Origin of the sequence: Mycobacterium aquaticum (genome assembly GCF_002086485.1) — a bacterium.
Classification (GTDB): domain Bacteria; phylum Actinomycetota; class Actinomycetes; order Mycobacteriales; family Mycobacteriaceae; genus Mycobacterium; species Mycobacterium aquaticum.
In genome coordinates this window covers 113922-135946 of the sequence record NZ_MVHF01000018.1, presented here as the reverse complement: position 1 = coordinate 135946, position 22025 = coordinate 113922, and the positions used below count along the sequence as shown (strand labels likewise).

The following is a 22025-nucleotide window of genomic DNA, read 5'->3' as shown; positions in this document are numbered from 1 at the left end:
GTTCCGACGGTCGTGATTTCTGCCATGGTTACTCCAATTCATGTGGTGTGAAAATAGCCCGACTACCCAGCCGAACTACCGATCTTCGGTGCACCTTTCCGGACATGGAAATTGCACACCGGTCACATGCGGAATTGCTGCGAAGACCGCCTCGAAAGCCGGGTCAGGGCTACGAGGCGAGTCATCGGCAATCCGATGTTCTTGGTTCCTAGGGGGCCAACCGAATTCTGTTCTGACTCGCCTGGTGTGATGCCAATCACGGGCGCTCACCAGTGGAAAAACAATGACATGGACGGTTGTTCATGTCAACCGTTCAAGAAGGATTTTTTTGGCGTGGCACGTGCGGAGGGCTGTGGGCGTGGAGGGATCCCGGCGCTGCCGGGCGACTGTGGCGTTTGGCGTTCGCGGTCAAGGTGCCCGCGATGCAGCCAAATCCCCTGGTCGCGGCCCCTTTCGGTGCAGCGACCCGCGCCGTATCGCGCTGCGGACTGGACTGTGCGGTCGGTGCCGTCTCGGCCCGTAGCGGGATCGCCGTGCTCCCGCCCGGCCGTTACGTTCAGGAAGTCTTACGGCCTCTCTCAATATTCAAACACTTGCACAAGTGTCGTGAACGGGTGAACCTGAGAAGCGGGGAGCATCTGCAGACGAAACGGAGGGCCGAACGTATGGCAGGCGACAGGAAGATCAACGTCCGAACCGTATCGGGGGTCGCGGGCGGCGCCGCGGTCTTGGCGCTGTGCTGGCTGGGCGCAGGCGTCGGCGGTCAGGGTACGGCGTTGGCGCTGCATTCGCCTCCGCCGCCGCCGACGGTGAACTCTGGGCCCATGACACTTGGAGCGACCACGACAACAGGAGTGGCGGCGCCCGTCACCGCGGCCCCGATGAAAGCGCAGCCGAAGATCACAGGCCCGGCGGCCCTGCCGTCGGAGGAAGCCGGCTTGCCCTGATTCCAAGGAGACGGCCCTGGCCCAGGCCGGTCAGTCTTTCTTCGAGGGGATCACGATGACCACGATCAGGGTGATGATCGAAAAGAAGAGCCCCAGGATTCCCCAGCCGATGGCGCTACGCCCTTTGAGCCCGGCGATGATCGCGCAGATGATGGCGGCGATGATGCTGCCGATCGCGACGAAGATGCCTTTGATCCCGCGCAGGATGAAACCTGCGGCCTCGGGCTGGGTTTGAGCAGCCAGTATCAGGTCGTGGATCATCGCGCCCTCCCAGGGTCGGTGCGATACGCGGGTGCATCGCTCGCAGGTCTGATACCCGCCCGACCACGACCTGAAACGCGCCGCTTTTCGGCCTGATGCGGTCGATGTTCCAGGGGTGCAACGGATGTGGTGCGCCATGTCAGCCGCATCGAGACTTCCTGACCACAGACGTCCTACATCATTCACCCCATACGCGCTCTGACGAGACGCATCTTTCGCCCGATGCCGAGCTGTTCCCTGTGCTCATAGCTTTAGCGGGACGCCGGGGAATCCGGCACCGACCGAAAGGGTTCAGCAGTGAACATCAAGAAACTTGCCGCCGCGGCCGGCATCGCAGGAGCTGTGGGGATCGCCGCCTTCGGCCTCGACGCCGGCACCGCCGCAGCCGCACCCGCCGAGCATTCGGGGACCTCGGCAACCCACATCAACAAGCTGGCGACGGAGCCCGGTTCATCAAGCAACGCCAACGGTGCAATGGGTAACGAGGAGAGTGGTGGCGGTGGATCGGCTGTGCCACGCACCTTTTACCCCGAGATGCCTCACCAGGGCGGCTGATTCATGAACACGCAGGGTCGCGCAACTGATCCAGCGGAATGGCCTCGCCCATCGCCTGGTAGCCCGCGAGGTTGAAATGCAGATGGTCTCCGCCGTCGTATTGCGGCGCAATGCGAGTCGGGTCGGCAGGGTCGCGGACGACCGCGTCGAAGTCGATGACGCCGTCCGCGGGGCTCTTGTCGCGGATCCAGGTGTTGACGGCCTGACGTTTGGCTTCGGCATCGGCGGGGACGCCTTCGGCACCGCCGGCCGGCGTGATCGTGCCGAGCAGCACCCACAGGCCGTGAGCGTGCATGCGCTCGATCAGCTGGCGGTACCCGCCGATCAACCCGTCGACTGTCGCGACGGGTGGGATGCTCAGATCGTTGATCCCTTCGAGCAGGATCACCGTCGTGACGCCATCCTGGTTCAGCACGTCGGCGTCTAGGCGGCGGATCGCGGCGGGGCCGAAAACGTCGCTGCCCTCGATAGTTCCGTCCTGCAACACCGCATTACCCGCGATGCCCATGTTGAGCACCGACAGCGGCCGGTGCGCGGCAAGGACTCGGCGGGCCAGGACGTCGGGCCATCGTCCGTCGGCGTCGAGGCTGTCCTGTGCTTCGGTGTTCACGTCAGCAGGTTGCTGGAAGCCGTCGGTTATCGAGTCGCCCAGCGCCACCACGGCACCGGTGGAGCGCGGCGCGAGGACATCGATGCCCGTGACGAAGGGCCTCGTGGTGGTGCGCTGAGTGAACGCCCCTCCGTCGACGTCGGTGGTGTGGTCACCCGCGTCTTCCGGTGTCAGATAGGAGGTCTGGCGCGCCGTGTAGTGCTCGGTCGGCTTGCCCACATCGCCGGTCACGTAGACGCTGACCGCCAGCGGTTCAAACGCTTGAAAGGAGAACCCGACGGGGTCGCTGACCACATCGCTGCCGGGTGCAACGATCACGTCCTGAGACCCGTTGAAGGTCAACGGCTGCATGGTGTCCGGCACCAGAGCTGCCTCGGTGGCGCGATGGGCGATGGTGGCATGGGTGAACGTCACCGGCACCGCGCCGAATCGGTTCGACAGCCGCACCCGTGCCGTGGACCCACCGTATGTCGGCGTCAGGATCGCCCGCGTGGTCTCATTGCGCACCGCGGACTTCGGATTCAGCGACTGGTCGAACTGGTCGGTGTCGAACGAGTCGGCGGTGTCGGTACCACGCGAGGCGTCCGAGGGTGCGGCCGCCCACACGCCGACCCAGCCTTGATCGGTGCACCGCGGCAGAGGCGAGGCCGTCGCTACGCCCGGACTGGCGATCAGCACCGCCAGTCCCACTGCGGTGATCGAAAGCGCCTGGCGTACAACAGAACACGTAGCAGCACCGCTGTGCGAGGGTGCGCCGGTGCTGCCTCGGTACGGTATGTGGTCCATGCCAGAGCCTCTCGCCGGTTGACGCGCATCGTAATTTGCCAAATGTCATCACGAGGTCGGTATGGAAAAGCCGAGGGCAACCGCGCGGTGGCCGTTCACAGAAAATTATCAGTTTAGTCAATTTATGTGCGAAACGGGTTTGCCGCAAAGCATCAAGACATAACATCCGGTGGCGAGTGGTCTGACTGATCCGTGGGGGGACCCTGTGTCCAACCCCGGCCGGCCAAGCCGTCCCACCGTTTCACAGACGGGAGCCGTGATGGCTGAGGTGACGAAAGTTCCGGTAACTGCGGAGACCGCCGACTCATTCTGCGAGGACTGCGGGTATCAGCCGGAGCTCAAGCGAAGTTTGGGCGGATTTCAGGTGTTTGCGATCTCGTTCGCGTCCATGTCGGTGGCGATCGGGATCTTCAGTACCTACGACGACGTGCTGCGTAGTGCAGGACCGGTAGGAATCTGGTTGTGGCCCATCGCTTTGGCCGGGCAGTTGCTGATCGCCCTGGTGTACGCCCAGTTTGCGGCCCGCATCCCGCTGACCGGCTCGTCCTACCAGTGGGGGTCGCGGCTGGCCAGCCCGAAGATCGGCTGGGTGTACGGATGGCTGTCGGTCTGCGGCGGCGGGATCACTGTCGCCGCCATCGACTCGGCGCTCGCAAACACCGCGTTCATGCCCCTGTTCGGCATCCCGCCCGACGAGAACACCGCGCGGTTGATCACCCTTGCCGCGCTCGCTGTCCAGGTCGCGATCGCGATCGCCTCGACCCGGATCATGAGCATGATCAACACGGCCGCAGTGGGACTGGAGTTCGTGATCGTCATCGCGCTGGGCATCGCGCTTGTGGTCGTCATCGTTGTCACGGGGACAGCTACGCCCGGTAATCTCACCTCGCTCGGCGTCGCCGAGCACACCGCGAACTACTTCGGCATCGGTGGCGGCTTGATGCTGGCAATGCTGATGGGCATGACCACCCTGCAGGGCTTCGAGGTCGGCGCAAACATGGCCGAGGAAGCGAAGGCGCCGTTCCGCAGCGTGCCCCGGGCGATCGTGGGATCGGTGGTCGCATCCGGGTTGCTGGGCATGCTGTTTCTGATCGTGCTGACCATCTCGATCAAAGACATCCCGCGCGTCAGCGCCAGTGAGTCCTCGGTTGCGTTGATCATCCATGACCGGTTGGGTCCGGTGGTGGAGCGGGTGCTTCTGGTCGGCATCATTTTCGCGTTCTTCGGCGGCGGTCTGGTCGTCATCGTGACGTGTGCCCGGATAGTGTTCGCAATGGCACGCGACGGACGGTTCCCAGGTCACCGACTGATGCGACGGGTCAATTCCCGTACGCAGACCCCGATCCCGGCGACGATCCTGTACTTCGCCCTTGGGGTCCTGCTGATGGTGGTCCTGCCCGGGTCTGCGCTGCTGAAACTCATCCAGGCCGGGACGCTCAACGAGACGTTGCTCTACAGCATGACCATCCTGCTGTACCTGGCGGTACGCAAGCGGCTGGGTCGCCGAGAAGGCGCATTCGACCTCGGACGCTTCGAGATGCCCGTCGCGGTCGGCGCTTTCGTGTGGTCGGTCCTGGTGATGTTCATGGTCATCGCACCCTCCGACTCGCTGGCGCCGGTGTGGGTCATCGTCGGCCTGATCCTCATCGGCGGGGTGTACCTCACCTACCTCTGGCGGGCCAAACCTGAAGTGCTCGAACACCAACCCGGTGATGACCTCTTCACCATCGATCGCGCGGTGACCAAATGAGTGCCACCGCAGAACTGCCGGTCGTGGTGATCGGGGCCGGTCCGCAGGGGCTGGCCGCCGCGGCACACTTGGTGCAGCGGGGTCTGGAACCCGTTGTGGTCGAGGCAGGCGCGGGCCCGGGCGCGGCCGTCGCGCAGTGGGGGCACGTGCACACGTTCTCGCCGTGGCCCGAGTTGATCGACGACGCCGCGGCCGAACTGTTGGCGCTGACAGACTGGACGGCACCCGCGTTCGGGTACCCGAGTGGCCGTGAGTGGATCGCCAACTACCTTGCCCCGCTGGCAGATATCCTCGGCGAGCGGGTGCGGTATCACGTGCGCGTGACGGGCGTATCGCGGCAGGGCCACGATCGGGTTCTCACTCCGGGACGGCGCGAGGCTCCGTTCGTCGTTCACCTGACGGCGGCGGACGGAGCGGAATCGCGGTTGTGTGCCCGTGCCGTGATCGACGCATCCGGGACCTGGGGCCAACCCAACCCCATCGGTTCCGACGGGATCTCGGCGGTGGGCGAAAGGGCTGCGGCTGCAGCGGGTTTGGTGACCTATGTGCCGCCGTCGCCCGAACAGGCTGCTTCGTGGGCGGGCCGTCACGTGGTAGTTGTGGGTAGCGGTCACTCGGCGATGACGGCGATCATCGGGCTGGCCCAGACGGTGCGCGCGGAGCCGACGACACGTGTGACCTGGGCGCTGCGTCGCGGTGGGGTGGGCGATGCGTTCGGCGGCCCGGCGGACACCGCGCTACCGGAGCGGGGTGCGCTGTGCACGCGGGTGCATGCCGCGGCCGACGACGGGTTGATAACCGTGGTCACCGGATTCCGCACCGAACGTGTCGATGTGGACGGCGGCCGGGCGGTTCTCGTCGCGGAGGACGGGCGTGCCCTACCCGCTGCCGACGTGGTCGTGGGGCTCACCGGTTTTCGCCCGGACCTTTCGTTCCTGTCGGAGCTGCGGTTGGCGCTCGACCCGGTACTGCAGGCACCACTGAAACTGGCGGCCCAGATCGACCCGAACGTGCACACCTGTTCCAGCGTCCCGCCACATGGTGTTGTGGAGCTGTCGCATCCGGACGAACCTGACGTGTATGTCGTCGGAATGAAGTCGTACGGACGCGCGCCGACGTTTCTGGCGCTCACCGGTTACGAGCAGGTGCGCAGCGTGACGGCGGAACTGGCGGGCGATTACGAAGCCGCCCGCCGCATCGAGCTGGTCGTCCCGGGCACCTCGTTGCCTCCGTGACGGCCTACCCGATCCGATAGGTGAACTGATACTTGCTGCCGTCGGGCGTGATGTGGGTGAGGTCCATCTCTCCACGCGCGTCGAGGTAGCGTCCCGTTCCGCCGGTGATCGCCAGCACCGAGTTCGATGAGTCGAAAAATGGCCCATGGACCATGATTTGGCCGTCCGGGAGGCTCAACGTCCAGCCGCAGTCCCATTCGGAACCGACGACAGTGCGGGTGCACACCCCGGTGGACCTGCCCGCCGGCTGGCTGTCGGCGGCGTCGAAGACCTCGTTGGAAAAGGTGAGTAGGTCTCCGGCGCTGTCGCCCTTGGCGCCGGTGTCGGTGACGGTATCGGTGGTGGCGTGCTCGATCACGGTGAGCGTGCCAGGCTCGGCGGACGCCAGGGGCGAACCGGCCAGCGCGAGGCCGCCCAGGACGGCGCCCGTCGCGGTGCAGAGACGGCCGGTTCGGCGAGTGATGTTCAGCTTCATGACTTCTCCTTGGATGGCGGTGATTCAGACTTTGTCGGATGCGTGGTCGGTACTGCCGGCGCGACGCAGTGCCCTCAGGCGGTCTCCGACCTCGATGGCATCGCCCTCAGGGATGTCGAGACTGTGGCGGTCGGGAGTGGCCAACAGTAGATACAAGGCACCGGTGCCGATGACGACCACCAAACCGATGGCGACAATCCACCGGTTGACGAACCCTTCTGAACCGGGCACCGGTAGGACCATGAGGACCATCGCGGTGACACCGTAGATCAGGGCAATGATGTTGACGGCCAAGCCGAATCGGCCCAGCGTCCACAGCCCACCGGGACGCCAGCCGCGCAGGCGCTGCCGCAGTGCGGCAAGGACCACCGCTTGGAACGCGATGTAGATGCCGCACACCGCGAAAGCGGTGATGCGGGGCAGCGAGTCCGGCTGCCAGAACACCACCAGACACAACGTGATCGGCACGAGGCAGGCCGTCAGCAGTGCGTTCGTCGGCACATGGTTGGCCGACATCCGCGACAACCAGGAACTGGCTGGGAGCATGCGGTCGCGGGCAAAGGAGTACAGCAGCCGGCTCGCGGCAGCTTGCAACGACAGCACGCACGAGATGAAGGCGGTGACGGCGATGATGAGGAACAACTTCGACCCGACATGGCCGAGCGCGCCGTCGAGGATGGTCGGGATGGGGTCGGTGATCTTGCCGTTGACGATGTCCTCAAGGTTGGGGGCGGCGAGCACATATCCGATGTAGGACATCAACGCGGACACGCCACCGACGACGATGGTCAGGATCATGGCCTTGGGGATGCCGCGACCCGGATCGGCCACCTCTTCGGCGACGTCACCGCACGCCTCGAATCCGTAGAACAGGAACAAACCCGTCAACGCGGAGGCGATGAACGCCACCACGTATGGCTGCCCGCCACCGGCGCCCATCGAGTCGAACAAGATGCTGAACGAGTGCTTGCGTTGAAAGAGCAACAGATACAGTCCCAACGCGATGACGCCGATCAGCTCGGCAGCCAACCCGATGCGGGCAATGCGTGCCAGGGACTTGGTGCCGCTGAAGTTGAAGGCCAAGGCGAGCAGCAGCAGGCCGACGGCGATGATGAGACCACTCAGGTCCGACGATTCGATGCCGAGCAGCGGTCCGACGAAGGCGGAGCCGAACTCTGCGACGGACGTGACGGTGACGATCATCGCGCAGAGGTAGATCCACGACACCAGCCACGCGTATCTGCGTCCCCACAGCCGACGGGTCCACGGGTAGATACCACCGGCCAGCGGATACTGCGATACCACTTCACCCATCACCAAGGCGACGGTCATCTGCCCAAGGCCGACGATGACGATCCACCACACCGACGGCGGGCCGCCCAGAGTGAGGCTGAAAGCGAACAGCGAATAGACACCTACCAGCGGTGACAGATAGGTGAAGCCGAGTGACAAGGTGGCGAACAAGCCCATGGATCGCTTGAACTCGCCTGAATATCCGAGCAGGGCCAGCTGCTCGTCGTCCCCGCTACCGGCTGTGTTGTTCGACGTGGTCATCGGATCGTGTCTTCTCCCTCGGGCGGTCAGCCAGCGACGCCTGGCATGAATGAAAGAGAGTGTGGGGCACGCCACTCCGTCACCGCAGTGGACATGTTGGAGCATGATCGACACGCCGCTGTACAACTTGGACATTGTCCGGCGGGCGGTCGCTGTGGCTGTGACGCGATGTTCATCGCGCGTTCACGCCGGTGTCCGGTGTACCCGGACGACACTGGAGTCGTAATCCGCCGAGAGGAGGGCTCGATGGCCGGCCGGATCGAACACGTGGTGATCATCGTCAAGGAGAACCACACCTTCGACAACTATTTCGGCACCTTTCCCGGTGCCGACGGCGCGACGGTGGACCGTGCGCAGAACCCGCCGCCTGCCGACCCCGATCATCGCCATCAGGCCTGGATGGCACGCGCGGGCGACACCGAGCACAAAGTCCAGTACACCGAAGCCGACATTCCGGGCTATTTCGACCTCGCCCGTCGATTCACGTTGTGCGACAACTACTTCTCCGAAGTCGCGGGCCCGTCGACGCCGAACCACCTGATGCTGATCAGCGCCGACTCCCCGGTGATCAACAACCCTCACCACCACTATCGCCCCACCCCGGCTGATCGCTACCAGTTGCCCTCTCTCCCTGCGGCCCTGGACAAGGCGGGTCTGGCATGGGGCAACTACGGCGGGTACGCCTTCGCCTACATCGACGGCCTGAACAGCCACGGAAACAACCACGGACGCGACCTGTTCGCCGCCCATGCGCGGGCCGGCAAGCTTCCCGCGGTGTCATGGGTATACGGAGACGGCAAGCCCGATCTGTCCGAACATCCCACGCAGAACGTCACTGACGGCATGACGTGGACCGTGCAGCAGATTCAGGCCATTGTCTCGGGCGGCCTCTGGGACCGCGTCGCGATCTTCATCACGTGGGACGACTGGGGAGGCTGGTACGACCACGTAGACCCGCCCGTCGTCGAGAAGTGGGACCACACCCATGCTCAGCGCCCCGCGGACGAGCTGGCCGAGTTCGACGGTCAGCCATTCCGGTACGGATCACGAGTGCCATGCCTGGTGGTGGGGCCGTATGCCAAACCGGGACATGTCAGCAGCCAGCTCAATTCCCATGTCAGCCTTCTCAAATTCTGCGAGACGACGTTCGGTCTCGACGCACTGACCGAACGAGATGCCGCTTCCAATGGCATGAGCGACTGCATCGACCTCGGCCAGACTCCCAACGCGGCACCGTATCCCACATTGTGAGCGACGGGGCGCGAGCTCGCTGGGCCGATCACGGACGCCTTGTCAGCGCTACACCATTGCGGTCGGCGAGAAATTCGATGAGCCGCGCGATGTCAGATTCGCCCAGGCCCGCCGCAACGAGTTCGGCGATCGCCTCGCGCGTGTGCTCGACAATCGGTATGTCGACACCGGACATCTCGGCCAGGTCATGTCCAAGGGTGACATCCTTGAGCATCAAGGCGGCGGTGAAATCGGCCGTGAATTCCAAGGATTTCATCAGTTCGGCCTTGTAGGCGACGAAGGGACTTCCCACCGCGCCCGCACTGACGAACTCCAGCAGGTCCCCGCGATCCACGCCGATCGATTCGCCGAGCACGCTCACTTCGGCGATGACGTGAACGAGCACTGCCGCAATGAGGTTGTGAAGGATCTTCACCTGCCGGCTGATCGCGCCCGAACCTGCGTATATCACCTTGTGAGCCAACGTATTCAGGGCAGGTTTCGCATGATCGAAAGCCTCGGGCGCGCCGCTGCAGACAATCGCCAGACGACCTTCGGGGATCACAGACGGACCGCCCGCGACCGGAGCGGCCAACAAGTCGCCACCGCATGCCCGAGCAGCGGCCGCCACCTCATCGGTCACCTCAGCGCTGACCGTTGAACAATCCACGAGCAGGAAATCGGTGTTCGCACCGTCCAGTAGACCGCCCGTTCCCAGAGTGACCGCCCGCAGGTCATCGTCGGTCCCGACCATGGTGATGACGATGTCGCACTCGCGCAGCTCGGCCAGCGTTCGGGCGACCTGCGCGCCCGCCTCGGCAAGCGACGCCGTTTTCGCTGGAGTGCGGTTGTACACGGTTATGTTCCATCCGCAGCGAAGTAGACGCTCCGCCATTGGCCTGCCCATATTGCCGAGGCCGACGAACCCGACCGAGGTGGCCGGGTGACAAGTGTCTCCGGGATTACTCATTCGACGCGGCTCTCACGCAGTGACCGCGGGTCGGGTGCCTGCGCTGTGGCCGTTGCCCGCGGCGGAAGGTCCCGAGCGGCCGGGAAGGTCGACACCGGTCCAATAGCGGACACCGGTGACGAGGAGTTCGTCGGCGGGGAACCGGGTGATGATGCGTGCCCCTTCCTTTTCGACAACGACCTCTTCCTCGATGCGGGCCGCCGAGCTGCCATCCGTTGTGGGCCAATAGGTTTCCAGCGCGAAGACCATGCCCTCCTTGATCTCGATCGGATGCTCGAACGAGTGGTAACGGCTCATCAACGGCTTCTCCCAGACCGACAGTCCGACACCGTGGGCATATTGCAGACCGAAAGCTTCTTCCTCCGAATGAAATCCGATGTCCTGGGCCGAGGGGAAACATGCAACGATGTCGGCACTCGATGCTCCCGGCCGAACCTGCGCTATGGCTTGGTCGATGGCCTCTCGTGCGCGCCGATAGGCATCACGTTCGGACTGCTTGGCGCTACCGACGTTGAGTGTGCGGTAGTAGCAGGTGCGGTAGCCCTGGAATGAGTGCACGATGTCGAAATAAGCGGTGTCGCCGGGGCGGATCATCCGGTCGCTGAACACGTGCGGATGCGGACTGCACCGCCCCCCGGAGATGGCGTTCACCGCCTCGACTTCCTCGCTGCCGAGGTCGTAGAGCGTCTTGTTGACGAGCGCGACAGCCTCGTTCTCTTTCACGCCGACCTGAAGGAACTGGTAGAGCTTCTCGTACGCGGCATCGACAAGTCCGGCTGACTGATCGAGCAAGGCGATCTCGTCGATGGTTTTGATCTGCCGGGCGCGCATCATCAATCCCTGGGCGTCCACGACGTGGATGCCTTCGGCTTCGAGTGCGCGCAGCTGCGGGATCTCGACGACGTCGATGCCGAGTGGCTCGTTGAGCAGACCGTGTTCGCGCAAGACGGCGGCAATCTTGCGGGCGTTGCCTGCTTCGACGCCGACTTCGCTGTCGATCGCACCCCGCCAGGTTGACAGCCCGGCCCGCCAACTCTGTTGTGGCAGCCAGGGCAGATACTGCTGATGCAAACGCGCCGCCGAACCGATGTCCCAGAGTATCGGGGCGTGACCTCGGACCAGCAGGCAGGCGCGGAACAGCTTGTCCCGCGCCCAGTTTCCGATGTTGGTACCAGTGGTGTACCGGATGTTGTTCATGTCGTACAGCAGAACGGCGCCGAGGTCGCTGTGCTCGAGTTCGGCCATCGCACGGGCGAGGCGTTGTTCGCGAAGCCGGGCGAAGTTGACTCGATTTTCCCAGTCGGTGGACATGAATGTGCCCAGCGACGCAACCGGTGTCGGATCGGCTGCGGTATCGCTCGGCTGCCACGGTTGGGCCTTGATGGTGGACATGGCAATTCCTTCCGATGGTGTTGGACGATCAGACGGGTGAGTAGGCGCCGGTGGGCGTTTCGATCTCACTGACGGTTGGTGCGTCGCCGTTGGTTGGCAGCAGCCCCCATGCGGCGTCGACTATGTGCTGAGCGGTCAGGCCGTATTCGGCGAACAGAGACCGCGCACTCGCGGCCCGCCCGAATGTGTCGGGAACGCCGACCCGGCGGAGGGGCGGGCTGGCGCCTACCTCGGCGAGAACCTCTGCGATCGCGCTGCCGAGCCCACCCACGACCGAGTGGTTCTCGGCCGTCACGACGGCACGAGCACCGGCCGCCAGTGTCCGGATCGTCTCGACGTCAAGGGGTTTGATCGTCGTGACGTTGACGACATGCACGGTTGTTCCGGCCCGCCGCAGCGAGTCGGCGGCTCGCAATGCCGCCGCCACAAGCATCCCCGATGCGAAGATGACCAGGTCCACGCTCGCGGTCGCCCCGGCCGGATCGGGGTCGACGAGTGCGGCCCTGTCCAGGTCGAGTCGGTGGTCGTCATCGAAGATGACTGGGATTTCACCTCGCTTGAGCCGGAGGTAGACGGGGCCGGGTCGTTCGGCCACTGCGGCGACCGCCTGGGTCACCTCGCGCGCGTCGGCCACGTCGACCACGGTGAAGTTGGGGAGTGCGCGCATGAGCGCGACGTCGTCGATCGCCTGGTGGCTGGGCCCGCCTGGCGAGGAGAGTCCTGGCATCAGCCCGACGATTTTTACCGGCAGATTGGCGTAGGAGATCTGCATTGCAACCTGTTCGAACGGGCGGCGGGTGGCGAACACCCCGAAGGTGTTCACGAAGACAGTGCGCCCCTCCCTGGCGAGGCCGGCGGCCACGCCCATCAGGTTCTGTTCGGACATGCCGCCGTTGAAGAAGCGTGAGGCAAGCGCGGGATGGTCGCGGAACATGTCGGTTTCGGTTTGCCGGGTTAGGTCGGCACCCAGGCAGATCAGCTCGGGGTGGTCCAGCGCGTACCGGACGAGCGCCTGCCCATACGGTTTGAGAACGGTCTGGTAGGGGAGTTGCTGAGGCATGGTTACTCACCTTCGAAGATGCGGTCTGCGCATATCGCAGCGACCAAGTGTGGACTGGTGGCTTAGCCAATTGTCCAATCAGTGTCGACTGGCTGAGGTGTTCGTGTCAAGGGTGCGGTCGCCATTGGCGATTGTCCGGACGGGGCTTGACATCGTTCGATCGTGTGTGGACTATTGGCTAAGCCACTTGGCCACAGTGATCAGCAGCGAAGTCCGCGGCTGGTGTGCGGTGCGCCCGACCGGATCAGGTAGGAGACGATGGCGATTCAAAGCATGCAGAACCGAAACATCAACAGTGCATTGCGATTCGATGATAGCGAGGTGGGACTGCGACGTGCGGCGTGGCGAATTCGGCGACGTGCGGTCGACATGGTCGCCATCGAAGGGTTCGGATACCTGGGCCAGGCGTTGTCGGTCGCTGAACTGGCTGCGGTGCTGTACCTGGTCGCGTTGCGGCCAGGGCAGGATCGGCTGGTGGTGTCGCCCGGGCACTACGCGATAGCCCACTTCGCCGCGGGCGTCGAGGTAGGTCTGATCGACGAGGCTGAGCTGGCGACGTACGGCAAGGACGGAAGCAGGCTCGAGGCGATCGGCACAGAGAACACCCCGGGTCTGGCGGCGATCTGTGGGTCACTTGGCCAGGGACTGTCGGTGGCGGCAGGGATGGCGCTCGCCGCACAGTCGGACGGCTCGGACCGTCATGTCTATGTGTTGATGAGCGACGGGGAGATGGAAGAGGGACAAGTGTGGGAGGCCGCGCTGTTCAGCGCGCACCACGGACTCGGGAACCTCACGGTGATCGTGGACCGCAACAACAGCCAGGTGGACGGACCAACTGAATCGGTCAGCACACTCAACCCCGTCGCGGACAAGTGGCGGGCCTTCGGATGGGCGGCCGTCGAGGTGGACGGCCACGATGTCTCTGCTGTCGGCAACGCCATGACGGCGCTGCGTGGCGATTCGCGTCCGGGCGTGATCGTCGGCTCTACCTGGACTCTCTCGGGACTTGATGCGGTGCTGCCCGACGAAGCCGACGGTCATTTCCTGAAGCTCAACCCCGACGTGGTCGAACAGGCGCGCGGCATCTGCGCTGACGGCGAGTCCCGCGGTGCGCGGATAGTAGCGAGAACCTGGTGAACCGATTGTGAGGAGACTGCCATGACGATTCCAAAAAACAGTTCGGCCACCGCGGCTCCCTATCAGCCGCGCGGCCTGCTCGTCGACGGGGTGTGGATCGCGCCCGGCGCTACCAACACGCTGTATTCCCCCTACGACGGCGCGGCAATAGCCGAAGTGCCCCAAGGCAATTCCGACACCGTGGACCGCGCAGTCGCGGCGGCGAAACTGGCCTTGGATGCCGACGGGTTCGAACGGCACACGCGCATCGACCTTCTCGACGCCGCAGTGGAGCAATTGCGCGCACGTCAAGAGGACTTCGCGCAGACCATCGCCATCGAGTGCGCGAAACCCATCAAGACCGCGCGGCTCGAGGCTGCGCGCACGGTCGACACGTTCGCATTCGCAGCTGCCGAAGCCCGGACATTCGCCGGAGATGTCGTGGCCCTCGACGCGGTGGCGTCGGGTCGGGGCAAGGTTGCCTACACGATGCGGGTGCCAATCGGCGTGGTGGCCGCGGTCGCACCGTTCAATTTTCCGCTGAACCTGGTTGCTCACAAAGTCGCGCCGGCCATCGCCGTCGGGTGTCCGGTGGTACTCAAACCCGCGAGCCAGACGCCACTTTCGGCATTGCTGCTCGCAGAGATGCTCACCGACATTGGGCTGCCTCCGGGCTGGTTGAACGTCGTCACCGGCGGGGGAGCCGAGGTGGGTGGCCCCCTATGCGCTCATCCTGACGTCAGCTATATCACCTTTACCGGCTCGCCGGACGTGGGCTGGGGCATCGCCGCGCGCGCACCCAAGAAGAGGGTCCGTTTGGAGTTGGGTTCCAACGCACCTCTGATCGTGGACTGTGACAGTGACTGGCAGACCGCAGCCGCCAAGGCAGCGACCGCCGGCTTCGTTCAGGCCGGTCAGTCGTGCGTATCGACGCAACGCATCTTCGTACATGCCGATATCGCCTCAGGGTTCCGAGAAGCCCTGGCCGCGGGTGTCTCGCAACTCACCATCGGCGATCCGCTCAGCGAGGACGTCGACGTTTCAGCGGTCATCAGCCGCAAGGACGCGCTGCGCATCGAGTCCTGGGTGAATGAGGCGGTATCAGAGGGGGCCCGCCTTGACATCGGCGGGGAGCGGATCGACAACGTGATCGTTCCTGCCGTATTGAGCAATGTCACGCCGGACATGCGGGTCCAGTGCGACGAGGTGTTCGGTCCAGTTGTGACGGTAACCGAGTTCGATGATTTCGACACGGCGCTGGAGATGGCCAACGACTCCAGGTTCGGGCTCAACGCTGGGGTCTACACCAGCAACGTCGCAAAGGCACTCAAGGCGACGCGGCGCCTCGAATTCGGGAGCGTGTACATCAACGACGTCCCGACCGTCCGGGCAGACCAACAACCGTACGGCGGCGGCAAGGACTCCGGAAACACGCGAGAAGGTCCGCGTTATGCCATGGCGGAAATGACCGAACCACGGTTGGTGACGATGCAATGATCGGCGGGCCTTATGATCAGCACGACAGCGCCGCAGGTGCATGCTGGGTGCGGGTCGACCAACGGATAGGGCTCCAGGAGCGCAGAAGCAATGGCAACGCCGGATCGTCGAACGGCACGCGACGCGAACACCGCGTCAGCCTTTCAGGTCGAGTCGGTCAACCGGATCTCCGACCGGGTCGCCGATCAGATCCGCAACTACATCGTCGATCAGGGGCTGGCCGAGGGGGAGCGGCTGCCCAGCGAACGCCAACTGGCCGAGCTGGTGGGAAGTTCGCGCCTGACGGTCAGCCAAGCGCTGCGATCGCTGGCCTTGCAGGGCCTTGTCACAATCCGTCCTGGGGCCGGCGCGTTCGTCCTCCGGAACCCGGCGAGCATGGTCGACACGAGTATCAACTTGATGCTCCAGCTCGAGCCAGACTCCCTCAGCGAGGCAGCGCACATGCGGTTTCTTCTGGAACTGACAGCCGGGCGGCAGGCGATCGCCCACGGTATCGAAGATCCCGAACCGCTCGAGCAGGCCTTGGAGGGTCTGTCCGAAGCGCGCGCGAGCGCTTCGGCGTGGATCGCGGCCGATACGGTGTTCCATCTCGAAGTAGTGCGCTTGGCGGGCAACCGATTCTTGACCAGTGTGTTTTCCAGCATGCATACGGCACTGGTGGAGAAAGCCTACGAATCGTGGGTGTCGGCGAAGCGTCCGCCGCGGTGGCTCACCGGGACGGCGTTCGAGGAACAGATCGCGCTGCACGAACCGATCGCACATGCCTTGATCAAGGGCCGGCGCGCCGAGTTCGATCGCGCCGAGATCACTCACCAGCGTGCGCTGCTCGACCATCTAGGTCTCGAATCGACCGACTGGGACCGGGGGATCTGACCCGGAAACATCTGGGTTCCCGCCGGCCCGAGTCAGCCTCGGTCCAGGGCGCGCGGGCATGATCGACCATTACGTCGCATTCCGTGCGATCCCCGGCCAGGCGCAGGCACTCAGCGCAATGCTCGACGGGTTTGTTGCCGACATATCAGGGAAACTCTCTTGTGTTGCCGCGATTTCGGCGGGTGTCAACATCAACGAGACGAGTTTGCGACTGGGCTACACGCACGGCTTGTACGTGCGATTGAGAGACCGTGGTGCCCTCGGCGACCGCTATGGCCGTCACCCTGCGCATCTGCGCCTGCTTGCAGGCATCGACACCGTGTGCGCCGAGCGGTTCGCCATCGACTTCGTGGCCACCGCGAGCACGGACGCCGAGCCGCCCCGTTTTGCGCCGATCAGTAGAACATTTCACGAGGAGACGAAAGATGAGCCGTCCCAGTCTGTTTGAGCCGTTCCAGATCCGTGACCTGACGATCCGCAACCGGATCTGGCTGTCACCGATGTGCCAGTATTCGTGTGCCGACGACGGGATTCCGCACGACTGGCACCTGGTGCATCTGGGCGCCCGGGCGCAGGGGGGATTCGGGCTGGTCATGTCGGAGGCGGTCGCCGTCACCGAACGCGGGCGGATCACGTTGCGCGACGCCGGATTATGGAATGACACCCAGGCCGAGGCATGGGCGTGGATCGTGGAGTTCGTGCACGGACAGGGTGCCGCCTTCGGATTCCAGATCTCCCATGCCGGGCGTAAGGCTTCCACCTATCGCGGTTTCCCCGGCGAGCCGTCCGGTGTGCTCCCGGTCGATGGGGGCGCGTGGCTGAGCCAGGGCCCGTCGACGTTGCCGCACGAGGGTCGGCCGGCTCCGGAAGCCATGTCGCAGGACGATATGGCCGAGGTCACGGAGGCCTTCGTGGCGGCTGCGCGGCGCGCCGATCGGGTGGGCGCCGACGTGATCGAGGTGCATGCCGCACACGGCTATCTGCTACACGAGTTTCTGTCACCCATCGCCAACGACCGTACCGACAGCTACGGAGGGTCTTTCGAAAACCGCGTTCGCTACCCCTTGGAGGTCATCGAGGCGGTACGAGTGGCCTGGCCGCAGCACAAACCGATGTTCGTCAGAGTTTCGGCGACCGACTGGCTGCCGGACGGCTGGGACATGGAACAGACCACACGCTTCGCGGTCTTGTTGCGGGAGCGTGGAGTCGACGTGGTGGACGTGTCGAGCGGGAGTATTGCCGACGCGCCGATCCCGATCGCCCGGGGTTACCAAGTCCCTCTGGCATCGCAGGTCCGCAACGTGGCCGGCGTCGCCACCACCGCGGTCGGCCTGATCTTGGAGCCCAAGCAGGCCGAACACATCCTCACCAGTGGAGACGCGGACGCCGTATTCCTGGCCCGTGCCTCCCTGCGGGAGCCGGCATGGCCGCTGCGGGCCGCGCACGAATTAGGGCTGACATGGGCGGATTTCCCCGGACCGGCCCAGTACAGCCGCGCCAACTGGGAATCCGTCCCGGCGGAATGACATCCACATCCACGCCAGCAATGGAGGTCGACCGATGAACCTCACGGCCGAAGAACAAGCCATCGTCAAGACGGTCCACGACTTCGTGGAAAAGCAGGTCAAGCCCGTGGTGCAGGAGCTCGAGCACGCCAACACATATCCGGAAGAGCTAATCGAATCCATGAAGGATATCGGCGTTTTCGGGTTGGCAATTCCGGAGCCGTACGGATTCGGCGCGGTTTCGATGCCGTGCTTCGTCCAGGTGACCGAGGAACTCGCACGGGGCTGGATGAGCCTGGCGGGTGCGATGGGTGGTCACTCTGTGGTCGCGAAACTCATTGTGCTGTTCGGCACCGACGAACAGAAGCAGCGCTACCTGCCCCGGATGGTCACAGGCGAGCTGCGCGCGACGATGGCGCTCACCGAGCCAGGAGGCGGTTCGGATCTACAGGCGATGCGAACGGTGGCCGTGCAGGACGGCGACGAATATGTGATCAACGGCAGTAAGACCTGGATATCCAATGCCCGCCGCTCCGGCCTGATCTGCTTGCTGTGCAAGACCGATCCGAGCGCTGACCCAGCGCACCGTGGCGTCTCGATTCTGCTGGTGGAGAAGGTTCCCGGCTTCGCCATCTCTAAGGATCTGCCCAAGCTCGGATACAAAGGGGTGGAGAGCTGTGAACTCAACTTCACCGATTGCCGGGTACCTTTTACCGCGCTCTTGGGTACGGAGGAAGGCCGTGGCTTCGCTCAGATGATGAAAGGACTCGAAGTCGGGCGGTTGCAGGTGGCGGCCCGCGCTACGGGTGTTGCTCGGGCGGCGTTCGAGGATGCGCTTCGATACGCCCAGGATCGGGAGAGCTTCGGCAAGCCGATCTGGCAGCATCAGTCGGTCGGCAATCTGCTGGCTGACATGGGTACCAAGCTGTACGCCGCTCGGTCGCTCTTGTTCGACGCCGCCGAGAAATTCGATGCCGGTGGACGCTGCGACATGGAAGCGGGAATGGCGAAGCTGTTCGCATCCGAGACTGCGATGCAGATCGCGCTTGACGCGGTCCGAGTCCACGGCGGCTACGGCTACTCCACCGAATACGACGTCGAACGCTATTTCCGTGACGCGCCGCTGATGATTGTCGGCGAGGGCACCAATGAGATCCAAAAGGGTGTCATCGCAAAACAACTCGTCAGTCGTGGCGGCATGGATAGCTGATCAGCAGACCTGTAAGAGGAAACGATGCTGCCACTGGATGGTGTGACCGTGCTTTCACTGGAGCACGCTGTTGCCGGCCCGTATGCCACGCGCCAACTTGCAGACCTCGGAGCCAGGGTGATCAAGATCGAACGGCCAGGCGTCGGCGACTTCGCCCGGCGCTACGACGAGTCGGTCAACGGTTTGTCAAGTTACTTCGTCTGGCTCAATCGATCCAAGGAGTCCGTAACCGTTGACGTTAAGTCGCAGCACGGCAGGGAAGTCTTGCATGAACTCGCGGAGCGCGCCGATGTCATCCTGCAGAACCTCGGACCCGGGGCCGCGGCACGGCTGGGCCTGTCCGCTGATGCGGTTCGGGCCCGTGACCCGAGCAAGATCGTCGTGAACATCACCGGATGGGGCAGCGACGGACCGTGGGCCGACCGAAAGGCCTACGACCTTCTGGTACAGGCAGAGACTGGACTGGTGTCGCTGACAGGGACGCCCACCGACGTCGCGAAAGTCGGTGTGTCGATCGCCGACATCGCCGCCGGAATGTACGCGTTCAGCGGCGTCCTCGCGGCGTTGTTTCGGCGGTCGACCACGGGCGACGGTGCGTCGATCGAAGTCTCACTGTTCGAAGCGCTTGCCGAATGGGTCGGGCAGCCAAGCCATTTTGCGTCAGGAGCGGGGTATCAGCCGGGCCGGTTCGGTGCGCAGCACGCCACTATCGCGCCGTATGGCCCGTTCCAAGCCCGCGACGGACGGACAATATTGCTCGCAATCCAAAACGAGCCCGAGTGGGGGCGCTTCTGCCATCTCGTGTTGGAGCGTCCGGACGTGGCCGAAGATTCGCGATTCGAATCCAATACTCGACGTGTCGCCCACCGTGCCGAGCTGAACCAGATTGTTGCAGAGCAGTTTCTGAACCTGTCGGGGTCGCAGTTGGAGGCCCGACTGGCCGAGGCTCGGATCGCATTCGCTGGGGTGAAGACCATTGCGGAGTTTCTCGATCATCCAGTCCTCTCTGGCCGGGACCGATGGCGCGAGGTAGTCACCGAGGCCGGTGCCATCCGTGCGTTGTTGCCGCCTATCAGCCTGGGCGCCGAGCCCCGGATGGATCCAGTGCCTGCGTTGGGACAACATACGACCCAGATCCTGAGGGAGCTCGGCCGCGATCCGCGCACGCTTGAGAAATGCGTTGCAGGACTGACTGATTGCGGAGGGATGTTATGAATGAGACTGCGAAAATCGGGATCGGTGGTCACATCACCAGTTGGCACCCCGGGTCTGCCGAGAACGAGGATCTCATATCGGTCGAGCGTGCCCGTCAGCTCGCAGCGACGCTGGATCTATCCGACGCCTTCACCGATGGTGATGCGTTGCCGTTGTTGTGGCATTGGGCGTACTTCCTCGACTGGCCCCAGACCGGCGACCTGGGACCTGACGGTCACCCCCGAGACGGCCAGTTCCTCCCGCCGATTCCGAACCGTCGACGGATGTTCGCGGGCGGGCGAATCACGGTCAGCTCTCCATTGGAAATCGGCGAGTCCGCGGTGCGCCGGTCGACCGTGGCACGGACGACGGTCAAGGTCGGCCGCACTGGTGAAATGTTGTTCGTAACCGTGCGATACGAGTACCGGCAAGGTGGTCATGTATGCATGGTGGAGGAACAGGACCTGGTCTACCGCTCCGGGGAGGCTGTAGCGGCAGCATTCGACAGCGGTGTAGAGTCGCTCGGCCTGCCAGCCGAACCCTGGACTGCGCATCCGCGCACGCACCCTGTGCTGTTGTTCCGGTTCAGCGCTCTGACGGGAAACGCGCACCGCATCCACTACGACGAGGCCTACACCACCGGTACCGAAGGATATCCCGGGATGGTCGTGCACGGGCCGCTACTTGCGGTATACCTGGCCGAACTGGTCCGTGAGCACGCTCCACGTCGTGCGGTTGAAGATTTCGAATATCGGTTCACCCGGCCGGTTTTCGTAGGAGACGAGATCCGGGTCACCGGTCGACCTGTGGAGGGTGGCGCTGACTTGGCTATTTGGTCGCGCGGCTCTACGGCGCACGCAACAGGCAAGGTTCGGTACCGATGACGGGAAATTACACCTCCACAGACGTAGGTTTCGCCCGCTCATTCCTGTTCGTGCCGGGAAATCGGCCCGAACGATTCATGAAGGCGCAAGCTGCCAAGCCAGATATCGTCGTCATCGATCTGGAAGACGCGGTGGCCCCTGCCGACAAGTGCGCTGCGCGCGCGTCTGCCGAGAAGTGGTTGGCTGCGGGAAATCCTGCGATGGTCCGAATCAACGCGGTCGGTACCGAATGGCATGACGACGATCTCAGACTGGCAGCGCAGTACGCTGCGCCGGTCATGCTGGCCAAGGCGGAGTGTGTTGACGACATCAGTCATGTCGCCCGGTTGGCAGATGCCCCGGTGGTGCCGCTCGTAGAGACGGCTACGGGTCTCCTGGCAGCACAGGCCATCTGCGCTGCGGCGGGGGTTACGCGACCCGCGTTTGGCAGTATCGATCTGGCTGTGGAACTCGGCGTCGACCCTGATGACCGCTCTGCTTTGCAGATGGCTCGGTCGATGCTCGTGCTCGCAGCCGCCGCTGCAGGCACGGCTCCGCCGGTCGATGGCGTGACAACAGTTCTGACTACCCGGCAGGCTGTGACCGACGACTTTGGCTACGCCAAACGGCTGGGAATGTCGGCGAAGCTGTGCATTCATCCGTCGCAGGTCGCCGCCGTACACGCGGCGGCGGCGCCATCCGCAGCCGAATTACGCTGGGCGCGAGAGGTCATTGATGGCTGCAATAGTGATGGTTCAGCAATTGCCGTCGCCGGCCGGATGGTTGACGGGCCGGTAATGGCCCGCGCTCGGCGGATCATTACCACGCATCGACAAGTGTGACGCGCTCCGGCGAGACATCGTTCGGGGCAGTGTTTCTGCACTGCGTTTGGGATTGGCAATCGTTCGTCTTGGATGCAGGGGTGGGACCGGGCGCGAACTG

At 64.2% G+C, this 22025-nt stretch carries 21 protein-coding genes; 14 read left to right on the top strand and 7 right to left on the bottom strand.

What is annotated here, in order from left to right; genetic code table 11:
- Nucleotides 1-665: 665 nt before the first annotated feature.
- The gene (locus BST13_RS18770; RefSeq protein ID WP_083165523.1) at nt 666-947 is read left to right on the top strand and encodes a hypothetical protein; all 282 of its coding nucleotides are present in this window, start codon (nt 666-668) and stop codon (nt 945-947) included.
- A gap of 30 nt (nt 948-977) precedes the next feature.
- Here the strand turns inward: BST13_RS18770 and BST13_RS18765 are convergent, their stop codons facing one another.
- Nucleotides 978-1208 carry a hypothetical protein gene (locus tag BST13_RS18765; protein ID WP_029373946.1) on the bottom strand — a complete coding sequence of 77 codons (231 nt, stop codon included), beginning with the start codon at nt 1206-1208 and terminating at the stop codon, nt 978-980.
- A gap of 297 nt (nt 1209-1505) precedes the next feature.
- Here BST13_RS18765 and BST13_RS18760 point away from each other — a divergent pair, with 297 nt between their 5' ends.
- Nucleotides 1506-1763: a hypothetical protein gene (locus BST13_RS18760; protein ID WP_083165522.1), complete on the top strand. Its 258-nt coding sequence runs from the start codon at nt 1506-1508 to the stop codon at nt 1761-1763.
- Between the two features lies 1 nt (nt 1764).
- Here BST13_RS18760 and BST13_RS18755 read toward each other — a convergent pair whose 3' ends face one another.
- Complete coding sequence (locus tag BST13_RS18755; protein ID WP_158087165.1) at nt 1765-3063, bottom strand: SGNH/GDSL hydrolase family protein; 1299 nt, start codon at nt 3061-3063, stop codon at nt 1765-1767.
- A 355-nt stretch (nt 3064-3418) separates the two neighbouring features.
- Here BST13_RS18755 and BST13_RS18750 point away from each other — a divergent pair, with 355 nt between their 5' ends.
- Nucleotides 3419-4909 (top strand): APC family permease, encoded by a 1491-nt coding sequence (locus BST13_RS18750; protein ID WP_083165520.1) that lies wholly within the window; start codon nt 3419-3421, stop codon nt 4907-4909.
- Nucleotides 4906-6144: an FAD-dependent oxidoreductase gene (locus tag BST13_RS18745; RefSeq protein ID WP_083165519.1), complete on the top strand. Its 1239-nt coding sequence runs from the start codon at nt 4906-4908 to the stop codon at nt 6142-6144. Before BST13_RS18750 ends, BST13_RS18745 begins: the two co-directional genes overlap by 4 nt.
- Nucleotides 6145-6148: 4 nt before the next feature.
- Here the strand turns inward: BST13_RS18745 and BST13_RS18740 are convergent, their stop codons facing one another.
- Both BST13_RS18740 and BST13_RS18735 read right to left on the bottom strand, forming a co-directional pair.
- A complete protein-coding gene (locus tag BST13_RS18740) occupies nt 6149-6619 on the bottom strand; it encodes an allene oxide cyclase family protein (RefSeq protein WP_083165518.1) in 471 nt (156 codons plus the stop codon).
- Between the two features lie 24 nt (nt 6620-6643).
- The gene (locus BST13_RS18735; RefSeq protein WP_083165517.1) at nt 6644-8173 is read right to left on the bottom strand and encodes an APC family permease; all 1530 of its coding nucleotides are present in this window, start codon (nt 8171-8173) and stop codon (nt 6644-6646) included.
- 246 nt (nt 8174-8419) lie between these two features.
- Between BST13_RS18735 and BST13_RS18730 the strand changes: the two genes are divergently transcribed.
- Nucleotides 8420-9424, top strand: a complete 1005-nt coding sequence (locus BST13_RS18730) for a phospholipase C (RefSeq protein WP_158087166.1) — start codon at nt 8420-8422, stop codon at nt 9422-9424.
- A 28-nt stretch (nt 9425-9452) separates the two neighbouring features.
- On the opposite strand, the gene BST13_RS18725 is transcribed toward BST13_RS18730, so the two are convergent.
- From BST13_RS18725 to BST13_RS18715, 3 genes are read right to left on the bottom strand one after another with little or no spacing between them, the layout of a single operon-like run.
- Nucleotides 9453-10373 carry an NAD(P)-dependent oxidoreductase gene (locus BST13_RS18725; protein WP_083165515.1) on the bottom strand — a complete coding sequence of 307 codons (921 nt, stop codon included), beginning with the start codon at nt 10371-10373 and terminating at the stop codon, nt 9453-9455.
- A gap of 12 nt (nt 10374-10385) precedes the next feature.
- The gene (locus BST13_RS18720) at nt 10386-11765 is read right to left on the bottom strand and encodes a M24 family metallopeptidase (protein ID WP_245839724.1); all 1380 of its coding nucleotides are present in this window, start codon (nt 11763-11765) and stop codon (nt 10386-10388) included.
- Nucleotides 11766-11793: 28 nt separating this feature from the next.
- Nucleotides 11794-12825 (bottom strand): transketolase family protein, encoded by a 1032-nt coding sequence (locus BST13_RS18715; protein WP_083165514.1) that lies wholly within the window; start codon nt 12823-12825, stop codon nt 11794-11796.
- A gap of 321 nt (nt 12826-13146) precedes the next feature.
- Between BST13_RS18715 and BST13_RS18710 the strand changes: the two genes are divergently transcribed.
- The 9 genes from BST13_RS18710 (at nt 13147) to BST13_RS18670 (ending at nt 21925) form a co-directional block, all read left to right on the top strand.
- Nucleotides 13147-13962, top strand: coding sequence for a transketolase (locus tag BST13_RS18710; protein WP_245839722.1), 816 nt, complete (start codon nt 13147-13149; stop codon nt 13960-13962).
- A 21-nt stretch (nt 13963-13983) separates the two neighbouring features.
- Complete coding sequence (locus BST13_RS18705; RefSeq protein WP_083165513.1) at nt 13984-15438, top strand: aldehyde dehydrogenase family protein; 1455 nt, start codon at nt 13984-13986, stop codon at nt 15436-15438.
- Nucleotides 15439-15528: 90 nt separating this feature from the next.
- On the top strand, nt 15529-16311 hold the full coding sequence (locus tag BST13_RS18700; RefSeq protein WP_083165512.1) for a FadR/GntR family transcriptional regulator: 783 nt from the start codon (nt 15529-15531) through the stop codon (nt 16309-16311).
- 58 nt (nt 16312-16369) lie between these two features.
- A complete protein-coding gene (locus tag BST13_RS18695) occupies nt 16370-16759 on the top strand; it encodes a Dabb family protein (protein ID WP_083165511.1) in 390 nt (129 codons plus the stop codon).
- Nucleotides 16737-17837, top strand: a complete 1101-nt coding sequence (locus BST13_RS18690) for an NADH:flavin oxidoreductase/NADH oxidase (protein WP_083165510.1) — start codon at nt 16737-16739, stop codon at nt 17835-17837. Before BST13_RS18695 ends, BST13_RS18690 begins: the two co-directional genes overlap by 23 nt.
- 34 nt (nt 17838-17871) lie before the next feature.
- Complete coding sequence (locus BST13_RS18685; protein WP_083165509.1) at nt 17872-19026, top strand: acyl-CoA dehydrogenase family protein; 1155 nt, start codon at nt 17872-17874, stop codon at nt 19024-19026.
- Between the two features lie 24 nt (nt 19027-19050).
- The gene (locus tag BST13_RS18680; RefSeq protein WP_095533609.1) at nt 19051-20241 is read left to right on the top strand and encodes a CaiB/BaiF CoA transferase family protein; all 1191 of its coding nucleotides are present in this window, start codon (nt 19051-19053) and stop codon (nt 20239-20241) included.
- A complete protein-coding gene (locus BST13_RS18675) occupies nt 20238-21104 on the top strand; it encodes an HTD2 family dehydratase (protein ID WP_083165508.1) in 867 nt (288 codons plus the stop codon). The genes BST13_RS18680 and BST13_RS18675 overlap by 4 nt, the downstream gene beginning before the upstream one ends.
- On the top strand, nt 21101-21925 hold the full coding sequence (locus BST13_RS18670; RefSeq protein WP_083165507.1) for an HpcH/HpaI aldolase/citrate lyase family protein: 825 nt from the start codon (nt 21101-21103) through the stop codon (nt 21923-21925). Before BST13_RS18675 ends, BST13_RS18670 begins: the two co-directional genes overlap by 4 nt.
- Nucleotides 21926-22025: the final 100 nt, after the last annotated feature.